This is a genomic window from Hymenobacter daeguensis (assembly GCF_054780555.1).
Map to the genome: position 1 here is coordinate 22,221 of NZ_BAAGWC010000002.1, position 18,368 is coordinate 40,588.

General features: G+C 60.8%; 17 protein-coding genes. 7 read left to right on the forward strand and 10 right to left on the reverse strand.

The genetic code is table 11. The features are described 5' to 3' along the window. Positions 1-28 precede the first annotated feature (28 nt). The 4 genes from ACYVHT_RS03765 to ACYVHT_RS03780 form a co-directional block, all read right to left on the reverse strand. Entirely contained in the window at positions 29-2,950 is a 2,922-nt protein-coding gene (locus tag ACYVHT_RS03765; protein ID WP_460548109.1) for a T9SS type A sorting domain-containing protein, read from the reverse strand. 66 nt (positions 2,951-3,016) lie between these two features. Continuing rightward, a complete protein-coding gene (locus ACYVHT_RS03770; RefSeq protein WP_460548111.1) occupies positions 3,017-3,250 on the reverse strand; it encodes a hypothetical protein in 234 nt (77 codons plus the stop codon). Between the two features lie 38 nt (positions 3,251-3,288). Then, the gene (locus ACYVHT_RS03775) at positions 3,289-3,840 is read right to left on the reverse strand and encodes a Riean_0653 family protein (protein ID WP_460548113.1); all 552 of its coding nucleotides are present in this window, start codon (positions 3,838-3,840) and stop codon (positions 3,289-3,291) included. 14 nt (positions 3,841-3,854) lie between these two features. Next, a complete protein-coding gene (locus tag ACYVHT_RS03780) occupies positions 3,855-4,415 on the reverse strand; it encodes a Riean_0653 family protein (RefSeq protein WP_460548116.1) in 561 nt (186 codons plus the stop codon). A 548-nt stretch (positions 4,416-4,963) separates the two neighbouring features. On the opposite strand from ACYVHT_RS03780, the gene ACYVHT_RS03785 reads away from it, so the two are divergent. Continuing rightward, positions 4,964-6,088 (forward strand): energy transducer TonB, encoded by a 1,125-nt coding sequence (locus ACYVHT_RS03785; RefSeq protein ID WP_460548119.1) that lies wholly within the window; start codon positions 4,964-4,966, stop codon positions 6,086-6,088. 83 nt (positions 6,089-6,171) lie between these two features. Here the strand turns inward: ACYVHT_RS03785 and ACYVHT_RS03790 are convergent, their stop codons facing one another. The 4 genes from ACYVHT_RS03790 to ACYVHT_RS03805 form a co-directional block, all read right to left on the reverse strand. Continuing rightward, positions 6,172-6,414, reverse strand: coding sequence for a hypothetical protein (locus ACYVHT_RS03790; RefSeq protein ID WP_460548122.1), 243 nt, complete (start codon positions 6,412-6,414; stop codon positions 6,172-6,174). A 191-nt stretch (positions 6,415-6,605) separates the two neighbouring features. After that, positions 6,606-8,183 carry a DUF1501 domain-containing protein gene (locus ACYVHT_RS03795; RefSeq protein ID WP_460548124.1) on the reverse strand — a complete coding sequence of 526 codons (1,578 nt, stop codon included), beginning with the start codon at positions 8,181-8,183 and terminating at the stop codon, positions 6,606-6,608. Positions 8,184-8,200: 17 nt separating this feature from the next. After that, positions 8,201-9,931 (reverse strand): DUF1800 domain-containing protein, encoded by a 1,731-nt coding sequence (locus ACYVHT_RS03800; RefSeq protein WP_460548126.1) that lies wholly within the window; start codon positions 9,929-9,931, stop codon positions 8,201-8,203. Positions 9,932-10,182: 251 nt separating this feature from the next. Then, the gene (locus tag ACYVHT_RS03805; protein WP_460548127.1) at positions 10,183-10,902 is read right to left on the reverse strand and encodes a C40 family peptidase; all 720 of its coding nucleotides are present in this window, start codon (positions 10,900-10,902) and stop codon (positions 10,183-10,185) included. 336 nt (positions 10,903-11,238) lie between these two features. On the opposite strand from ACYVHT_RS03805, the gene ACYVHT_RS03810 reads away from it, so the two are divergent. After that, positions 11,239-11,592 carry a hypothetical protein gene (locus tag ACYVHT_RS03810; RefSeq protein ID WP_460548129.1) on the forward strand — a complete coding sequence of 118 codons (354 nt, stop codon included), beginning with the start codon at positions 11,239-11,241 and terminating at the stop codon, positions 11,590-11,592. A gap of 141 nt (positions 11,593-11,733) precedes the next feature. Beyond that, a complete protein-coding gene (locus ACYVHT_RS03815; protein WP_460548131.1) occupies positions 11,734-12,540 on the forward strand; it encodes a hypothetical protein in 807 nt (268 codons plus the stop codon). A gap of 133 nt (positions 12,541-12,673) precedes the next feature. Here ACYVHT_RS03815 and ACYVHT_RS03820 read toward each other — a convergent pair whose 3' ends face one another. Both ACYVHT_RS03820 and ACYVHT_RS03825 read right to left on the reverse strand, forming a co-directional pair. Continuing rightward, a complete protein-coding gene (locus ACYVHT_RS03820; RefSeq protein WP_460548132.1) occupies positions 12,674-13,600 on the reverse strand; it encodes a helix-turn-helix domain-containing protein in 927 nt (308 codons plus the stop codon). A gap of 158 nt (positions 13,601-13,758) precedes the next feature. Further along, positions 13,759-14,919: an acyl-CoA dehydrogenase gene (locus tag ACYVHT_RS03825; protein ID WP_460548134.1), complete on the reverse strand. Its 1,161-nt coding sequence runs from the start codon at positions 14,917-14,919 to the stop codon at positions 13,759-13,761. A 195-nt stretch (positions 14,920-15,114) separates the two neighbouring features. Between ACYVHT_RS03825 and ACYVHT_RS03830 the strand changes: the two genes are divergently transcribed. The 4 genes from ACYVHT_RS03830 (at position 15,115) to ACYVHT_RS03845 (ending at position 18,299) form a co-directional block, all read left to right on the forward strand. Beyond that, positions 15,115-15,477, forward strand: coding sequence for a DoxX family protein (locus ACYVHT_RS03830; protein WP_460548136.1), 363 nt, complete (start codon positions 15,115-15,117; stop codon positions 15,475-15,477). 40 nt (positions 15,478-15,517) lie between these two features. Beyond that, complete coding sequence (locus tag ACYVHT_RS03835) at positions 15,518-16,129, forward strand: hypothetical protein (RefSeq protein WP_460548138.1); 612 nt, start codon at positions 15,518-15,520, stop codon at positions 16,127-16,129. 212 nt (positions 16,130-16,341) lie between these two features. Beyond that, a complete protein-coding gene (locus ACYVHT_RS03840; protein ID WP_460548140.1) occupies positions 16,342-16,974 on the forward strand; it encodes an acyltransferase in 633 nt (210 codons plus the stop codon). A gap of 29 nt (positions 16,975-17,003) precedes the next feature. Continuing rightward, positions 17,004-18,299 (forward strand): nucleotide sugar dehydrogenase, encoded by a 1,296-nt coding sequence (locus ACYVHT_RS03845; RefSeq protein ID WP_460548142.1) that lies wholly within the window; start codon positions 17,004-17,006, stop codon positions 18,297-18,299. Positions 18,300-18,368: the final 69 nt, after the last annotated feature.

The window sequence follows — 18,368 nt, forward strand, 5'->3', positions numbered from 1 at the left end:
GCTGGTAAATGTAAGCAAAACGGTACCGCTATTCTCCTATTTGCAGCTGCTCGCGCTTCACCACCTTGCCGCCTTGCAGCAGGTGCACGAAGTAGAGCCCAGCCGGCAGCTTCTCGGTATTCAGACGCAGCGTGGCCTCGCCCCGGCTGGTTTGCTCGGCGCAGGCGCGCCCGTAGCCATCGAAGAGGCGCACGGTGAAGGGCGTGGCGGCGCTAGCATTTTCTATGTGCACGTCCACGGTTTCGCGGGCCGGGTTGGGGTAGAGGGTAACAGTGGCCTTGCGGGCGGGACAGTCTTGCACCGTTACGTAGAGCATGGCCTGACTATCGCCGCAATCATTATGAATGTCCATAGTCACATACACCTGCCCCGGCCCGTTGAAGATGAGCCCAAACTCACCCGAATGGTTGTAGCCCAGCGGCTTGAGCGAAGCCGGCCCGGTAATGCTGATGTTGCTGTAGTTCTGGTCGGCGTAGAAGGGCGTGATGCGGTACACTTCCTGCGGGTCGCTGCAATCAACCGTTGTGGGGCCGATAAGCTCGGTGTAGAGCGGTGCCCCAAGGGCAATGGACCGGCTCGGCACGGTGAACTGGCCGCATTCGCTGCTGATGGTCGGCGTTAACGTCAGGCGGTCATTGGTACCGCCTGTGGCACTGGTCACCGTAATCGTGTTGCCAGAGGTAGTATAGGAAACAGGGCCAAAGACATTCCATTGCACCGTGGCACCAGTAGGCGCATTCACCGAATAGGTTTTGGTTTCGCCAGTGCATATCGCGGCGTCGCCACTGATAACGGGCACCATCTGGCAAAACGCCTGGCAGTTGAATACCTGCGGCGCGCCCTGCATCTCCTGAAAGGCCCATTTGCTGTTCAGGCCATTCCAGAGAATGTGGGTTTGGTTTTCACGACTGGCCGTGATGAAGTTGGCGAAGGGCGTGTTGAACGGCGCTGCCGGGGGCGCGGCACCGGAGTAAGAAGCCGTCAGGTTTTGCGGCCCCAGGGCGGTGGTGCCGCCGCCAATGTCGAGGGCACTGGTGGTGGGAACGAAGCAGAACGTGGGTTGCACCATGATGCGGTAGAGGGGAATGGGGAAAGCAGTGCCAATTTGCCCAATGATATCCCCGCCAATTTGTGTAATATCGTAGATACCGCCCGGCGCACTGTCATAAGCCAGCATGGTGGCCTCCGAGCTGCGGTCTTCGGCGTAGTCGACTAGACAAGTAGAGAAAGCACCGAATAGAACTTCCTTGCAGATAACCACCTTGCCGTGGTAGATACGAAGCTGCTGCTGGTTGGGCAAAGCATTGACCACGAAGTCGGCAGTTCCTTCGTAGTTGCCAAAGGAAAAAATAAGGCCGGCCAGTACGCCGGCAAACGGCGCGGCCGGGCCAAAAGCCGGCAGCAGCGCAAACCCGACGGTAGCGCCCAGCGCCAAGGTGCCGGCATTAGCGTAATTGTTGTAGCTGTCATCCAGCAGGCCGCTGCCCTGAATGTTTACCAGCTCGGCATACGGCGCAAAAGCTTGCGTTCGGCCGCATTCCGAGCCGTCGCTGGTGGCCACGTTGCGGCACTGCTGCGGGTAGCCCATCTGGTTGTACTCGTTCAGCCAGGCGGCGTGGGCGGCGTTGTCGGCGGCGGTAGTCTGGTAAATCAGGAGCTGGCGCGTGGCGGGCTGGCCCAGCAGGTTGACGAAGGCGGCCAGGGCGGGGTTCAGGTCGCTGGCGGTAAGGCTGGGCACCAGCGAAATGCTGGCGGCTCCCTTCACCAGGTACTGAAAGCCCAGCGGCACGTTGGCCCCCTGGTGCGGGGCCTCGTGCGAGATGTAGAGTTTGGCATCGTGGCTGAAGCTGGCCAGGCCGCTGTTTTGCCGCAGCTCCATGTCGCGCAGGGCGTAGCGGGCTACGAGGCCGCCCATGCTCATGCCCAGCACAATGTTTTTCTCTTTCTGGGTCTGGCCTGGCGGTACCACTTTGTTGTCATTCACCCATTGTATCACCCGCTCCAGCAGGTAGGCATTGCGCTGAATGAAATCGGTGCCGTTGTCGAAGTTCAGGAAGATAAGGTCGTACTGCCCTACTTCGCTGAGTTGGTTATTAAAATTGACGTTAAGCCCTGTGGCAGCATCTATGTAGTTAATATTTATTCCTCCAAAGACACGGCCAAATGCAAACGAATTATAATCATAGTCCGCCTGCCGAACAACCCCTTGCGTATTAACTGTTCTACTTGCATCATATCCTTCCACTACTATTAAAGGTTTTTGGATTGTTCTGCTGGTATTGCCAGCAGCATAGGCAACGGTGATTTTACCAGTAGCCGCGTAGGTACTGAGTACGCCCCCGTTGGGGTCGGTATAAGAACGGGTATCGGTGAATAGGTCGGTGCTCTTGCGCGTCACCACGTCGGGATTGGGCGTGTTTGGATACTCATATGCATACCGGGCTGCCGCTGGCTGGCTCACATCGAGACGGGCCTGGCTGAGCAGTACCGAACCATCGGCGCAGGTCAGGCGGAAGCGCAGGGCATAGGTGCCATCGGTGGGATAGGTAACACTGAGGGGCTGGTCCCAGGTGGCGGTGCGGTAGCCCTGGCCTTCGCCGGCATCAAACTCCAGGGTATTGATGGTGGGAGCGGCGTTGGTGAACAGGAGCTTGGCCGGAAACACAAATTGCGGGCTGTGCGTGGCCACTTTACTACTCAGGGGGCAGAGCGTAACCAACGTGCGCTGCTCGTAGGGTGAGCGGGGCCGGTTGGGGGCATCGTGCAACTGTCCGTTGCTGACGGTGACCAGCCCGGCCGTGCCAGCGTCGTCGCGGAACCGCTCGTAGCGCGTCAGCAACGTGGCGATGGGTACCGCGTCGGGAGCCGACAGTTGGGCTTGCGCGATGCGGATGTTGGCCGCCGCCAGCGTGGGCAAGGTGGCGTTGGCATTGAAGACACTGGTTTGCATGGCCCCGTAGAGCAGCCGCCACTCGCCCAGGTTCTGCAGCAGGTTGCCCTGGGTGAGGGACGTGCCCTAGAATAGGTTGTAGTTTTTGAACGCGAAGCCGTAGTTGGTCAGCAGGCCCGTGCTCACCGGGGACCGGTCGATGTAGTAGAAAACCGAGTCGATGTGCTGCGTCCAGCGGGCCGGCGGCGTGGTGCCCCCGCCCCCGCCACCGGGCAGGGCGTTGGTCGTCGCGCCGCTGCGCTGGGCCAGGCCAGCATGTGCCCAGCCGGCAAGTAAAAGAAATAGTAGAAGCTTTTTCATGCGCAAAGGGAAAGGGGGTGAGTGAGAAAAAAGAAGTGTTAGAACTTGACGTCGAAACGGCCGTTGGTCACGCGCAAGGTGTCGCAGCCGCCGGGCTCGTAGAGCGTGAAGGCGAACCGGCCCGAGGCGACGCGCGCCACCGGGTCGAACTTGACTAATTGTACTTGCCCTGTTTTGGTAAAATTGCCTGAATAATAACAGCCTTTGACGTTAGCCGTTGCTGAGAATTGATTCAATGAAAAATCAATCGTTCTACTATATCTAGCCAGAGTAAACCCTTGATTGTTCTGTAATGCGCCAGCTAGTAACAAGCTTATGCCATACTCTGATTGGGTAGCGGAAGATTGACTCGCAATAGTTAAACAACTATTACATGACCAATCACCCGATATTAAAAATGCGCTGTTGACACTCATCGCCTGCCCATTGACAAGGCAGCCGAAAGTGCCGGCCCCGTTCTGGGTTTCGGGCGGCAGCAGGCTCAGCGGGTCTTTCGGCGGGTCGGGCGTGGGGTCAGTCTGCTTGCACTTGGTGCACTGCGTGAGGGTGAGCAGGCACAGGTATAGGAGGGGTTTGCGGAAGTGGTTCATGGCGGAAGGCAGTATCAGAATTTGACGTCGAAGCGGCCGTTGGTCACGCGCAAGGCGTCGCAGCCGCTAGGTCCATAAAGTTTAAAAGCAAACCTGCCCGAGGCTATCCGTCGCACACCATCGAAATGCAGCAACTGAATTTGCCCAGACTTAAAATAGTCTCCATCATAAATGCATGGGATAGCAGCTACGTGTGTATAAAACTGGTTTATGCCTGGCGTAAAAACAGGAAACGGTGTTGCGGAAGAAATAATGGAAAAGTTTTGATTGTCCTGTAATGCTCCATTTAATGCGGCAAGGATTGTAATTGTGCTTCCTGCTGCTGCTCCGTTTAAGCTCATTGTGCTGCCAATAGCCAATTTGGTAGTTGATTGCCAATCCCCATTGGCTGATATGGAGGTAGATGCTATGTAGGCCTGCCCATTAATCAGGCAGCCGAAGGTGCCGGCCCCAGTCTCGGTTTCGGGGGGCAGCAGGCTGAGCGGGTCTTTCGGCGGGTCGGGCGTAGGGTCCTTGGTTTTGCAGCCGCCCGGCGCGAGCAGGGCCAGGGCAACGAGGAGCAGGAGCTTGTTCATGCGCGCAAGGGAAAAGAAGTGAAGCAAAAAGCAGGTGTAGGACCGCGCTGAAGCTGTTGGTGGCGATGAAGAGGGTGTGGTCGATGAATTGTAGGCCATATTCTTCCAAAGGCCCTGAAGGCAACTGGCCCCTGTTCACCAACTGGAATATGGTATTGATGGCATGGCCTTTTGATAAGGCGAAGCCGTTGCGACGGAGCCCAGACGTTGGGCTATGTTGCTACGAAGAGCAATCAATTGATTCATGGCTGAGGATGGGTAAAATCCGAGATGCCGCAATGCTTAGCAATGGAGTGCCAGCGCTTGTCAAACGTAGGCTAATTTCTGGCACAACGCAAATAAATAAGTTTGCAAATCAGACTTACGTATTGTGTATGGTAACCGGTAGCTTTTCTCGCGCCAACCGCTTGGAATAGTTCACGGCTATGCAGTATAAAAGGACTTTTCAGCGCTGACTTGAGCACAATTTCTTAATGCCCCAAATACCGTTAGCCGTTAACCGCGACTCGCCGTTGCGACACAATTAGGCACCAACCTACATTTGCGCCATGGCCTCTTCCCCCCTTCTGCCTCATTGCCCGCGCCGCCAGCGGCGGTGGCAGCTGCTGTGCCTGCTGTGGCTCCTTAGCCTGGCCCGCCCCGCCCGCGCCCAGCGCTACGACCAATACGCCACCGACACCACCCAGATTTTCAACTACGTGGACCAGCTGCCCACCCTGCCCACCGGCGGTGGCAACCTGGCCCTGGCCAAAGCCGTGCAGCAGCAGCTGAAGCTGCCCCTGGAAGTGCGCGAGGGCCGCACCGAAGGTCGCGTGTTCGTGCGCGTGGTGGTGGGCGTGAGCGGCGTAGGCCGGCAGGCCACCGTCATCCAAAGCCTCAGCCCGGCCTGCGATGCCGCCGCCCTGGCCGCGGTGAAGAAGATGCCGCGCCTGCTGCCCGCCCGTTACCAGGGCCAGCCGGTGGCCGTGCTGCTCACCGTGCCGGTCATGTTTCTGTCGCCGCGCCACGTCTATGCCACCACCGAGGTAAGCCGGCAGGCACAGTTCCCCGGCGGCGATGCCGGCCTGGAGCAATACCTCCAAAAGAACAAGGTGACGCCCGACGAAGTGAAGCTGCGCGACCTCAAAGGCCGCGTCACCGTCCGCTTCGTGCTCAAGGCCGACGGCCGCCTCGGGGCCACCGAAATCGTGAGCTCCCTCTGCCCGCCCTGCGATGATGAGGCCTTGCGCCTCGTGCGCAGCTTCCCGCGCTGGCAGCCCGCGCTGGGCTACGACGACCAGCCCGTGGCCGTGGCCCAGGCCGTGAACGTGTGGTTCAGCCCGCCCCCGCCGCCCGCCGGCACCCCCGCCCCCGTGCCCGAAAACCAGGTGTATAGCCAGGTAGAGCAGATGCCGGAACTGCCCGGCCGCAGCGGCCCCACGGCTGTGCAGTCGGCCTTGCAGGAGCTGATTGCCTACCCCGAGCGCATTGCCAACGGCACCGGCCAGGTCAGCTTCGTGGTAGAGCCCGATGGCCGCGTGACCCGGCCGGTCATGCTGCAATCCATCGGCCCCGAGATGGACGAGGCCATCCTGGCGGCGGCGTTGCGCCTGCCGCGCTTCACGCCGGGCCAGCACCGGGGCCAGCCGGTGGCGGTGCGCCTGGCCGTGCCGGTAGTGGTCGAAATCCGGTAAGCGGCAGCAGCAGCCGACGCACAACAAAAAAGCGGCTCCCCGATGATTGGGGAGCCGCTTTTTTGTTGTGCGTCGGCAAGTGCTTAGTTGTCGTCGGTAGCGCGGTTGATGAGCACCACGGCCACGGCGGCAATGGCCGCAATGCCGAGTATCATCTGCGTCGGCGTGAAGCGCTGCGAGGCTTTGCGCAGCAGCACCCCGCCGTTTTTCAGCAGGTCGTCGATGTGTTCGTTCTGGCCCTGAAACACGTGGTAGGCGCTTTCAAACGTACGGGCGAGGTCTTCGGGGAGAATTTTTTCGAGTTGTTTTTCGATTTGCGCTTCCATAAAGAAGGAGAAGTATTGAAACGAGGAGGTGAAAGTGGAAGAGGCAGCCGCCTCGAAAAGCCTCTACGCAAAAGGCCGCGACCGGGCTGCCTTTTTCCTATATAAACGCAAAATAACCGGCCACCCGGCCCGCCCGCCGCGCAGCAGCCAGCGCAACCGGCCGCCGGTTATTTCCGCACGCCGGCCCCCGCTTACTCCACCACCACCAGGCGCGAGCCCGTGCGCCGGGCCTCGCGCACCTGGCAGTAGTAGGCCCCGGCGGCCAGGCCGCTCAGGTCCACGGGCAGGAACTGCGGGCCATGGGCCAGCACCTGGTCCACGGCGCGGCGCACCTCGCGGCCCAGCGCATCGAGCAGCACCACCTGCACGTGGCCGCCGGCGCTTTCGTAGGCCACAGTGGTGCGGCCGTCGCGCGCCACCGGGTTGGGGTACACCGTGAACTCGGCCACTTCGGCGGCCGTGCCGGTGGCCGTGACGGTGCCGGGCCGCAGCACCGGCACGTAGGGAAAGCTCTGGCCAAACAACTGCGTGAGCGTGGCCGGCGTCACCTGAAACAGGTCTTTGAGAATGCTGGTGTAGATGCTGCGGAAGTCGAACTGCATGGCCACGTTGTCGTTTACGCCGGCATTGGCGGGCAGCGTGGGGTTGGGGCCGTGCACGATGGGGTTTACCCGCGAGCCAAACACCAGCAGCGGGGCCGCCGCGCCGTGGTCGGTGCCGAAGCCCGAATTGGCCTTGATGCGCCGGCCAAACTCCGAAAACGTCATGCCCACCACCCGGTCCTGCACATTGTGCCGCTGCAGGTCGTCCTGGAAGGCGTTCACCGCCTCGGCAATCTTGCCCAGCAGCGTGGCGTGGGTGCCGGTGGTGGTGCTGCCGGTGGCCGGCACCTGCAGCGTGTGGGTATCGAAACCGCCCAGCGTGCACACGTAGATGCGCGTCTGCAGGCCGCCCGATATCAGCTGGGCCACTATTCTGAGCTGGTCGGCCAGCGAGTTCTGGCCCACCGTGGGGTAGAGCGGCGACAGGTTCTGGGCGCGCCCGGCCGCCGCCTGAATGGCCGTGGTGTACACCTGCGTCTGGCTCACCACCTGCCGGATGAACGTGAGCTCGTGGCCGGCCGGCGTATTGGGGGCCACGTCCACCCCGCCGCTCAGCAATTGATAGAAAGACGACGTGCTGGCAATGGCCATGCCCATGTTCACGCTGGGCCCCTGCGCGCAGTTGCTCACCACCGAGCCGATGCTGATGGCCAGCGGGTCGGGGTTCTGCGCGTTGGGGTAGCCGGTGGGGTAGCCCGCGTATTCGCCGTCGAGGTAGCGGCCGGCCCAGCCGGTGGTCCAGGTCACGTTCGAGGCCGAGCCGGACGTCCAGATATCGGTGGCCCGGAAGTGCGAGAAGTTGGGGTTGGGGTAGCCCACGCTCTGCACCACGCCCAGCTTGCCATTCTGAAACAGGTTCTGCAGCGAGGCCATGGCCGGGTGAATCCCCGTGTTGGTGGTGAGGCCCAGCACCTGGTTCTGGGGTAGGGCAATGTTGCCGCGCGCCGCCATCAGGGCCGGGTACTGGTCCAGCGGAATTATCATGTTCAGCCCGTCATTGCCGCCCTGCAGCTGAATGATGACCAGCACCTTGTCCGACTGCGTAGTGGCATTGGTAAGCGCCGCCAGCTGCGGCGAATACCCATAGGCCCCAATGGGCAGCCCACTCAAAAAAGCAGTACCAACGGAGGCCGCAGCCGTAGTCTGTAGAAATTCGCGACGTTTCATGGTTGAGGCGGTTGGCGTTAGGACAAATGATACTCCGCCAGGCCCATCAGGGCGCGCAGCATGGCCTGGAGCTTGGTGGTCACGGCAGCTTTCTTGGCCGTGTTGGTGGGGGCGGCCAGGTACTGCTGCCACTCCACGGTCCATTCAAAGTCGGGCAGGCCGGGCAGCAGCGTGTTTTTCAGAAACGTCAGCTGGTTGGCCGTGAGCGTAATCGGCAGCATCAGCTGCACAAACTCGTCGATGAGCAGGTTGCAGTCCGACGCCGTGGCGGCCGGGAACGACTGCACCAGCGCCAGCACGTCAATCTTGATGTTGAGCCCGCTGCGCGTATAGCCTGTGCTGATGAACAGGTCCGTTACCTGGTTGCGGCGCGGCAGCGTCACGGCGTTTATCCAAAGCTCGTGGAACTGCGGCGTCTGGTAGTAGGCGGCCCAGCCGGCCACGTTCGGCGGGTCGCCCAGGGTTTGCTGCTGCACGCTGGCCAAGCCGTTCACGTAGTCCCACATCACGTACTGGCCCGCCAGGTTGGCCGCCGCCGTCGGAAACACCACCTGCATCTGCCGGAACATGCCCACCGTAAAATCGAGCGGGCTCTTGATGAGGCAGCCCACGTTGAGCGCATCGAAGAAATGCTCGGAGCTGAGCATCGTGCGCAGCACCGGCACCACGTCGTAGCTGTTCTGAATCAGCAGCGTAGCCAGCGGCTGAATGATGTCGGTTTCGACCTGTGCATCAATCAGGTAATACACAAAAAAGCGATAGAGCTTGCGCACGATGAAGCGCGCCGTCTCGGCCTGCTGGAAAATCAGGTTGATGAGGCTCTGGTACTCCGTGGCGCCGCTATTGGCAATGCTGGCCCCGCCAAAAGCCGACGAAAACACCTTGGTGGTGGCATCGTGGCGGCTGGCCGTGAAGTAGCTGCTCACGGGCGGCGTGTTCAAATCGCGCCAGCCGGTGAGGACTTTGGCGGCGGCCTGCACGTCGGCCTCGGTGTAGTTGGTGTAGTTGCCGGTGCCAATCAGCGGCCCCTTGCCCACCGTGAACAGCTCCAGCAGTTCGCGGCCGTAGTTCTCGTTCGGCGCGCCGGTTATGCTCTGGTTGCCGTTGAGGTAACGCAGCATGGCGGGCGTCACGGTCACGTCCTTGGCCAGCTGTTTGAAGTTGCCCAGCGCGTGCTGGCGCAGCAGGCGCACGTACTCGTAGCCCATCCGCGCGTCGTTGATGTCGCCGAATTCCACCACAAAGTGGTTGTGCCAGAACAGCGTCATCTTCTCCACCAGCGTGGTGCCCTGGTTCAGCTGCAGGCCCAGCCACCAGTCGCGCAGCGAAGCCCGGCGCACGCCCTCAAAGTTCTGGTCGAATACCTGGTTGGTCCAGGTCGTACCAATCGGCACGCTGGTATCGGTGGCCGACACGTTCAGGGGCGGGGCGGGCGCAGTGGCCGGAGCCGTGAGCAGGCCGTTGAGCACCGCCGTCAGGCTGGAGCCCGCCGCCGCCAGAATCTCGGCCCGCGTGGGCCCGAACAGCGTGCGGCGCAGCAGGTGCGCCGCCTGCGCGTAGCCCCAGGTGCCGGTGTAGGGCGCCAGCGTGGTGGTGGTGCGGGCCAGGCCGGTGGGCAGCTTCGTGTTGGCGTAGCGGCTGATGGTTTCGGGCGGCTCCTGTTGGGCTTGGGCGGCAGCCGGCCGGGCCACCGCTGCCGGCGCACTCAGAACGGCCGCGTTTCGCTGGAGGAAATTTCTACGATTCATGGGCAGGCGCGTAAGTATTGAATCAAAAGCAACTCGTTGAAGCCCTTTTTTCTGCCCAACTTCTCCTTCTGGCCCAAGGGTTTAGGCTAGACCGGCAAAGCCTTTGCGGGTTTAATTCAAGTATTGAATTTATTAGTGAATAACCCGTGAATATTCCGCGAGTGGCAACGCCTGCCAGGCGAACGCACCAAAAAAAACGCCCGGCCGTGGGGCCGGGCGTTTCGCCTCGTTCTTTTTTCAGGGGGGAGAGCTTATTCGGCGGCTACGGCCACTGCTTCTTCCACGGCCACGGCATCGGCCTCAGCGGCAGCGCGCACCCGGCCGGCAGCGTAGAAGTTGCGGTGGTAGTAGGGCTGGTTGAGCGAGCTCACCATCACGCCGCCATTGGTGGCCGAGTGGGCAAACTTGCCGTCCTTCAGGTAAATGCCCACGTGGTAAATCGGGCCCTTGCCCCGACGGAAAAACACCAGGTCGCCGGTCTGCATCTCCGCCTTGGCCACGCGCTTGGTGGTGCTGAACATGGCCCGCGACGAATGAATCAGGTTGATGCCGTACACTTCCCGGAACACGCGGGTTACGAAGCCCGAGCAGTCGGTGCCGCGGCGCGAGTTGCTGCCGTAGCTGTAAGGAGCACCAATCCAGTCCGTTACCGTACGCAGCAGGTCCTTATTCTCGTTGAAGGCCAGGTGCAGGCCCAGGGTCTGGGCGTAGTAGTGATAGGTGAGCGAGTCGCGCGAGGCGGCCAGCTCGGCCGGCGTGGGCTTGGTGGTGGGCGGCGCTACCGCTGGGTTGCCGGGCGCGAGCAGCTCGGTAGCGGGTTCTCCCATCGTCAGGGCCGGAAGCAGCGATGCTTCGGCTACGACCGGTGCCGAGGTGGCACGGGCCGTGGCCGAAGCATCGGGGGCGCGTTCAAAGAAGAAGGAGAGGGCTAGCGAACCAGCGGCGAGGCAATACAGGAGGCTGTTTTTCATTGTCCGTCGTTAGAGGGTTAGGGGGCAAAAAACCGGATTCCTAAATGGCAAGGAAGCGCCGGGATAGTAGCTTTCTTAGGCGATAGGCAAGGCTGGTGAGAGCCGAGTGAGGAAGTGAGAAATCAACGGCGTACCCAATAATTTCTATTGGCTATAGAATAGGTCGCTGGGTAAAGCTAGGATAAACTTTCCATAACTCCGGCACTTTTTCTTGAAAAAAACCAAATTTTCTTTTATAAGCAATATTATTTCACAAAATATTATCTTTATCACTTGCAACCATCTGCGTTTCTACTTCGTAAATGCGCCGCTCAAATATTCCCATATCCTGCTTCTATGCAAAAGCTCCAGACCTTGACCAATTCCCCGCTTGCCTTCATTGCCCGGCGCGTGCTGAAGGCGCAGCGCGTGGCCATGGTGGTGGGCCAGACGGTGCACCTGAGCGGGGCCACCCGCGAAGAATTCCTGGCCGATGCCGAATGGGTAGCCCACGAAGCCGTGCACCTGCGCCAGTATAAGGAGCACGGCCTGCTCCCCTTTCTTTGGAAATACCTCGTCGAGTCGGCCCGCGTGGGCTACTATGCCAATAAGTATGAGGTAGAAGCCCGCGAGGAAGCCCGCCGCGTGGTACTGGCCGACCCCGCCCACGTATTGCGCCCGCTGCCACGCCACGCCCAGCCCAAAGCCTGAGCCGTCACCGCCCGCCAACCTCCAAAATAAAGCCGCCCAATTGCAACTTCCCGGCTGCTGATTACGAATAATCCCCACGCCCGGCCCAACGTGGCGCGGGGCTCACACCCTTTCTTTCCATTCCCTTTCCCACTCATAGTCATGGATAACCAGCAAGACCAGCCCGGCACGCCGAACACCGCCAGTTCCGACCGTACTTCGCCCAATTCCAATCCATCGGCCGCTGCCAGCACGGCGAGCGGTGCTTCGGCCACCTCGCGCAAATCGGCCCCCATGCCCAGCGCCCAGAGCACGGCGGCCACGCCCGATGCTCAGCATCAGACCACGGCCAACGCCGGGGCTAATCGCCAGGGCGAAGGCCAGCAAACCAACGCCCAGGAAGGCACCCTGCTCGACACCGCTTTGAACAGCGGCAAGCAGTGGATTGAGGATTCCGGCGTGCTCAACAGCGTAAACCAGCTGCCCCAGTCCATCAAGGACCTCGGCAACCGCGCCCTCGACAAGGTAAACGGCCTCAGCACCACCCAGAAAGTGGTGGGCGGTGCCATCCTGGCGGCCGGCATAGGCTGGCTGGCCACCCGCAAAGGCAAGTCTTCTTCCTCCGAAAGCAGCCCCTATAACTACGGCCGCCAGCGCGATGCCGGCAGCTACGGCCGCCGCAGCTACGGCTACCAGGCCCCCGATGCCAGCACCAGCCGCCGCCCCGAAGCCGGCAGCGGCCGCTCCGACAGCGGCGCCCCCTACGGCAACGGCGGCAGCCGCTACGGCAGCAGCGGCAGTTACGGCAGCGACGCCAGCTCTACCAAAGCAGCCAACACCGGCATTCAGTCGGGCAGCGGCCGGAGCGACAGCAGCTACGGTGGGGCCTCGGCCAGCACCGACCACGGCCAGCAGCATTCCAGCAACAGCTTCCGCTCGAAAGACGACGGCTTCCGCACCATTGAATAGCCCGCCGTTATCATAAAAAGAGAGGTCCCGCTTCAGGTTGAAGCGGGACCTCTCTTTTTAACCGGTTTATAGCGCAAACGTCAATCGGACTGCAATTGCTAAAACACTAATTACTAACTGATAATGATAATGCTTAGATGTTCATGGCCGACTCGCGGCGGCGCATCTTGCCGGCCGGGATGCCGAACATCATCTTGAAGCGACGGCAGAAATAGGCGGTGTCTTTGTAGCCCACTTCCTTGCCGATGTCGCGGATGCTTTTCTTGGTGGTGCGCAGCAGGAACACGGCACGCTCCATGCGCTGGTATTCGATGTAGTCCTGCGGGTTGATGTTGGTCAGCATTTTGAAATACTGGCCCACGTAGTCCTCGCTCACGTTGGCTACGCCACTCAGGACTTTGTTCGACAGGTCGCCACCCAGGTTCTCCTTGATGTAGTTGAACAGGTCGATGAGGCGGGGGTCTTTGAAGTAGGTGCTGTTGGTGGCCAGCTGCTCCACAAACATGTTGTTGCGCAGCACGTAGCGCACCACTTCCACCACAATGTTTTCGGTGTAAATGTTGATGAGGCGCTCGCGGCCGGGCAGGTCCTGCATGCTCTCTTCCACCACCTTAATCACGAGGTTGGCCAGCTTGCTTTGGCCCGAGATGAGGAAGGCCGGCACGTCGAGCGAGGCGAAGAAGTTCACCGAGTCGAATACCTTGGCCTCGAAGCTCACGAAGCTGTGGCTTTCGGGGGCCTCACCAATCAGGTCGAGGTTGTCGTTGGAAGTGAAGAATTTGTCCTTGTTCGAAATCAGGTCATCGTTGGTAATGACGCGGTTTTTCTGGTCCACGCCGTAGCTCACCCGCGTGGGCCGGCCACCGGGAATAAACAGCATCTCGCCTTCTTCCACTACCAGTTCTTCCTCGCCAAAAGTGAGGTGGCCTTTGTGTAGCAGAATCAGGTTATTGCCTACGTCATAAGAATTGCGCACAGTGAAGGGCTGGTGCAGCACCAGGTTCTTCGCCTTGATATATCGAACCCCTAGCGACTCGATAACTTTATTGTAATCTTCCATAATTTATCTAACTAAAACGACCGGTGGGAGGCGCAATTGCAAACCAGCAGCAGCAATCGCAGTGCAATATAACAGCTTGAAATTCACAAAAACAAGAAACCCAGCCGAAAGCCGGCTGGGTTTTGTGCAATGAATCTGAATTTTAGGCAATTCTGCCTCTATTTCAGGATTTCCCGAGAAATCACAATTTTCTGAATCTCCGAAGTACCCTCGTAAATCTGGGTAATCTTGGCATCGCGCATCAGGCGCTCGACGTGGTATTCCTTCACAAAGCCGTAGCCGCCGTGAATCTGAACGGCCTCCACGGCGGAATCCATTGCAACCTTCGAAGCGAACAATTTCGCCATGGCACCCGACTTGGCGTAGTCGGCGCCATTGTCCTTATCGGCAGCGGCTTGCAGGCAGAGCAGGCGGGCGGCATCGATGTTGGTGGCCATGTCGGCCAGCTTAAACTGAATGGCCTGGTGCTGGGCAATGGGCACGCCAAAGGCCTTGCGCTCCTTGGCGTATTTCAGGCTCAGCTCCAGTGCGCCCGAGGCAATGCCGAGGGCCTGCGAGGCAATGCCGATGCGGCCGCCGGCCAGCACCTGCATGGCGAACTTGAAGCCGAAGCCGTCGGCCCCGATGCGGTTTTCCTTGGGCACCTTCACGTCGGTGAACATGAGCGAGCAGGTATCGGAGCCGCGAATGCCGAGCTTGTTCTCCTTGGGGCCCTGGATGAAGCCGGGCGTGTCCTTGTCCACGATGAGGACGTTGATGCCGCGCGACTTCAGCTCGGGGTTGGTTTGGGCAATGACGAGGAAGACCGAGGCGGTGGTGCCGTTGGTAATCCAGTTCTTGGTGCCGTTGAGGAGGTAGTGGTCGCCCATGTCTTCGGCGGTGGTGCGCTGGCTGGTGGCATCGGAGCCGGCTTCGGGCTCCGAGAGGGCGAAGGCACCGATGATTTCGCCGGAGCACAGACGCGGCAGGTACTTCTGCTTCTGCTCTTCGGTGCCGTACTTCTCCAGGCCCCAGCACACGAGCGAGTTGTTTACGCTCATAATAACCGAGCACGAGGCATCCACCTTCGAGATTTCCTCCATGGCCAGCACGTAGCTCACGGTGTCGAGGCCGGAGCCGCCGTACTCGGGGCTTACCATCATGCCCATGAAACCGAGCTCGGCCATTTTCTTGATTTGCTCGGCGGGGAATTTCTGGTGCTCGTCGCGCTCGATAACGCCGGCCCACAGCTCAGACTGGGCAAAGTCGCGGGCGGCATCGCGCACGGCAAGCTGCTCTTCGGAGAGCTGATAAATATTCGAGGAAGTGGCGGTTTGCATGGGGTGGTGGGAGTTTTGAGTGAATGCTACAAAAGTACGGCCCCTGCGCGGGATGGGGCAAGGCGCACGGCAGCCCGTGGGGGCTGATGAGGGAAGGAATAACCACTCCTGCCGGGGAAAGATTTTGGCATTACCGAACGCAGCAAACCACCCGGCTACTCGACAGCGGTTTTTACATCGCACTTTTACCCGGCTATGACGCTTCGCCTCCTCAGCCGCTATGCCCTGGCCCTGCTGTTTGTGGGGGCCGGCATCTGGCATTTCGTGCATCCGGCTACCTACCTGGCCATTATGCCGCCGGTGCTGCCGGCCCCGCTGGCATTGGTGTATGTGAGTGGCGCATTCGAAATACTGGGCGGGCTGGGGCTGCTGCCGGCCCGCACTCGTCGGCTGGCCGGCTGGGGCCTGGTGGCGCTGCTGGTGGCAGTGTTTCCGGCCAATGTTTACATGGCCCTTATCCACGAGCAGCTGCACATCCCCGGCTGGGTAGCCTGGGGGCGGCTGCCCTTGCAGCTGCCGCTGCTGGGGTGGGTGTGGTGCGCCATGCGGCGGCGGTAATATCTTGCGCCCTCGCTTTCCTTTCCTCCTTCTTTATTAGATGAAATCGTTTTTCCGCTGCTGCACGGGGCTAGGCCTGCTGCTGGGTGCCCGCTTCGCAGCCCACGCCCAGCCTACTGCTTTGCAGGCCCAGGTAATGACCACTGTCGAGCCCGCCCCCGCTGAAGTAGCCGCCCAACGGGCGCGCTACGCGGCGGCTCACGATTCGCTGCTGCGCCTGGCAGAGGGCGTGCACCTGCAGGCCGAGAGCCGCCTGCGGTTTTTCAAGGCCACGAAAAGCGGCCTCAATAGCTCCCGCCGCCGGGTGCGCGGCTTTGCGGCCCCGCCGAGCATGACCGTTGACTACGCGGGCATCAAGAGCACGGCGGGCGGGGGCATTGTCAAAGACCAAATCATCAGGCGGCGCTTCGGTACCGAGCTGGAAAAAGTGGTGTATTACGATGCCCGCCACCGCAAAGTGCTGACCGAGCGCTACGACAACCACCAGCTGGTGCAGCTGGTGCTATCCGAATACGCCGATGTGCTATCCGTGCCCTTCAGCCAGTGGCAACTGGTGCGCGGCGGCTACCTGCGGCATACCACCCGGCGGCTGTTGTTCCAAGCTCCCGGAAAGTCGTTCTTTTATTTCGATGCGATGCCTGTGACCGAATAGCAGGCGCGCATTCGGCAGTCCATGCAGCAATTGGTAATGCATTGGTAATGGCAGCTGCGCGGCCGGGCCCCGTTGCAGCCCAGCCCGCAGCAGCGCATTCTACCACCCAAAGGCCAATGGGTTTGTCCAAAAATACAGCGGCCGTACCCGCCGGTTCTCATAACCCCGCTGCCTCCCTTACCTTTGCGGGCCGAAACCTCCCTGCGCTCCGAATGCCCCACGCTACCTCCGATTTCTATGCCCATCCCACGGCCGTCCTCGACGAGGGCTGCCAGATAGGCCGGGGCAGCCGCATCTGGCACTTCTGCCACATTTGTGCCGGCGCGGAAATTGGCGACGACTGTAACCTGGGCCAGAACGTATTCGTGGCCGACGGCGTGACCCTGGGCCGCAATGTGAAGGTGCAGAACAACGTGAGCCTCTACGGCGGCGTGGTGTGCGAAGACGACGTTTTTCTGGGCCCCTCGGTGGTGTTCACCAACGTGAAGAACCCGCGCAGCGCCGTGCCCCGCAAAGGCCCCGGCCAGTACCAAACCACCTATCTGGAGCAGGGCGTCACCATTGGGGCCAATGCCACCATCGTGTGCGGCACCCGGCTGGGGCGCTACGCCTTTGTGGGAGCGGGCAGCGTGGTCACGCACGACGTGCCGGCCTACGCCCTCGTATATGGCACGCCGGCCCGCCCGCAGGGCTGGATGAGCGCCTACGGTCACCGCCTTGCCTTCGACAGGAATGGCCACGCTACCTGCCCCGAAAGCGGCGAACACTATGAGCTAAGCGCCGACGAGCTGTCGGTGCGGCCCGTGGCACCAAGCGCGGCCAAACGGCCCCGGGTGAACTCATAATTTATACTTCATACCTCACCATACCAGCAGTGTACGACCAACTATTGCGCAAAGAGGCCACGCTGGCCGTCATCGGCCTCGGCTACGTGGGCCTGCCCATCGCCCTCGAATTTGCGAAGCAGCTCAAAGTCATCGGCTTCGACATCAACGCCGGCCGCGTGGCCCAGATGAAGCAGGGCATCGACCCCAGCGGCGAGCTCGACAGAGAAGCTTTCGAGGGCTGCGACATCACCTTCACCGACTCGCTGGAGGTGCTGCGCCAGGCGCAGTTCTACATCGTGGCCGTGCCCACGCCCATCGACGAGCACGCCCAGCCCGACCTCAAGCCCCTGCTCGGCGCGTCGGGCTCGGTGGGCAAGGTGCTGAAGAAGGGCGACTACGTGGTATTCGAGAGCACCGTGTACCCCGGCTGCACCGAGGAAGACTGCATTCCGGTGATGGAGCGCCTGTCGGGCCTGAAATTTCCGGTCGACTTCAAAGTGGGCTACTCGCCCGAGCGCATCAATCCCGGCGATAAGGAGCACACCCTCACCAGCATTGTGAAAGTGGTGGCCGGCTGCGACGACGAAAGCCTCGACACCATTGCCAAAGTGTATGAGCTGGTGGTGAAAGCCGGCGTGCACCGGGCCAGCAGCATTCGGGTAGCCGAAGCCGCCAAAATCATCGAAAACACCCAGCGCGACGTCAACATCGCCCTGATGAATGAGCTGTCGATGATTTTCGACCGCATGAGCATCAACACCTACGAGGTGCTGGAAGCCGCCGGCACCAAGTGGAACTTCCTGAAGTTTTCGCCCGGCCTGGTGGGCGGCCACTGCATCGGCGTGGACCCTTACTACCTGACCTACAAGGCCAAGGAGCTGGGCTACGACGCCAAGGTGATTCTGAGCGGCCGCACCACCAACGACAACATGGGCGCCTACATCGCCCGCAAAACGGTGCAGATGATGATTAAGAAGGGCAAGGACGTGGCCAAAAGCCGCGTGCTGGTGATGGGCGCCACCTTCAAGGAAAACGTGGAGGACATCCGCAACTCGAAAGTGGCCGACGTGATTCAGGAGTTGAAAAACTTCTCGGTGAATGTCGACATCATCGACCCGCACGCCGACTCGAACGAGCTGCACCACGAGTACGGCTTCCGCCTGACGCACAACGACGACGTGCGCACCGACTACGATGCCGTGATTGTGGCCGTGAGCCACAAGCCCTACGCCGAGAAGGACGAAGCCTATTTCGATTCCATTACCTCCGAAAATGCCGTCCTGGTCGATATCAAAGGCCTGTACCGGGGCAAGATGAAAAACCTGCAATACTGGAGCCTGTAACCAATGGGTGAATGTGCGAACGGGTGAATGGGTGAATGCATTCTTGCTTCGCCTTTGTCATTCGCCCGT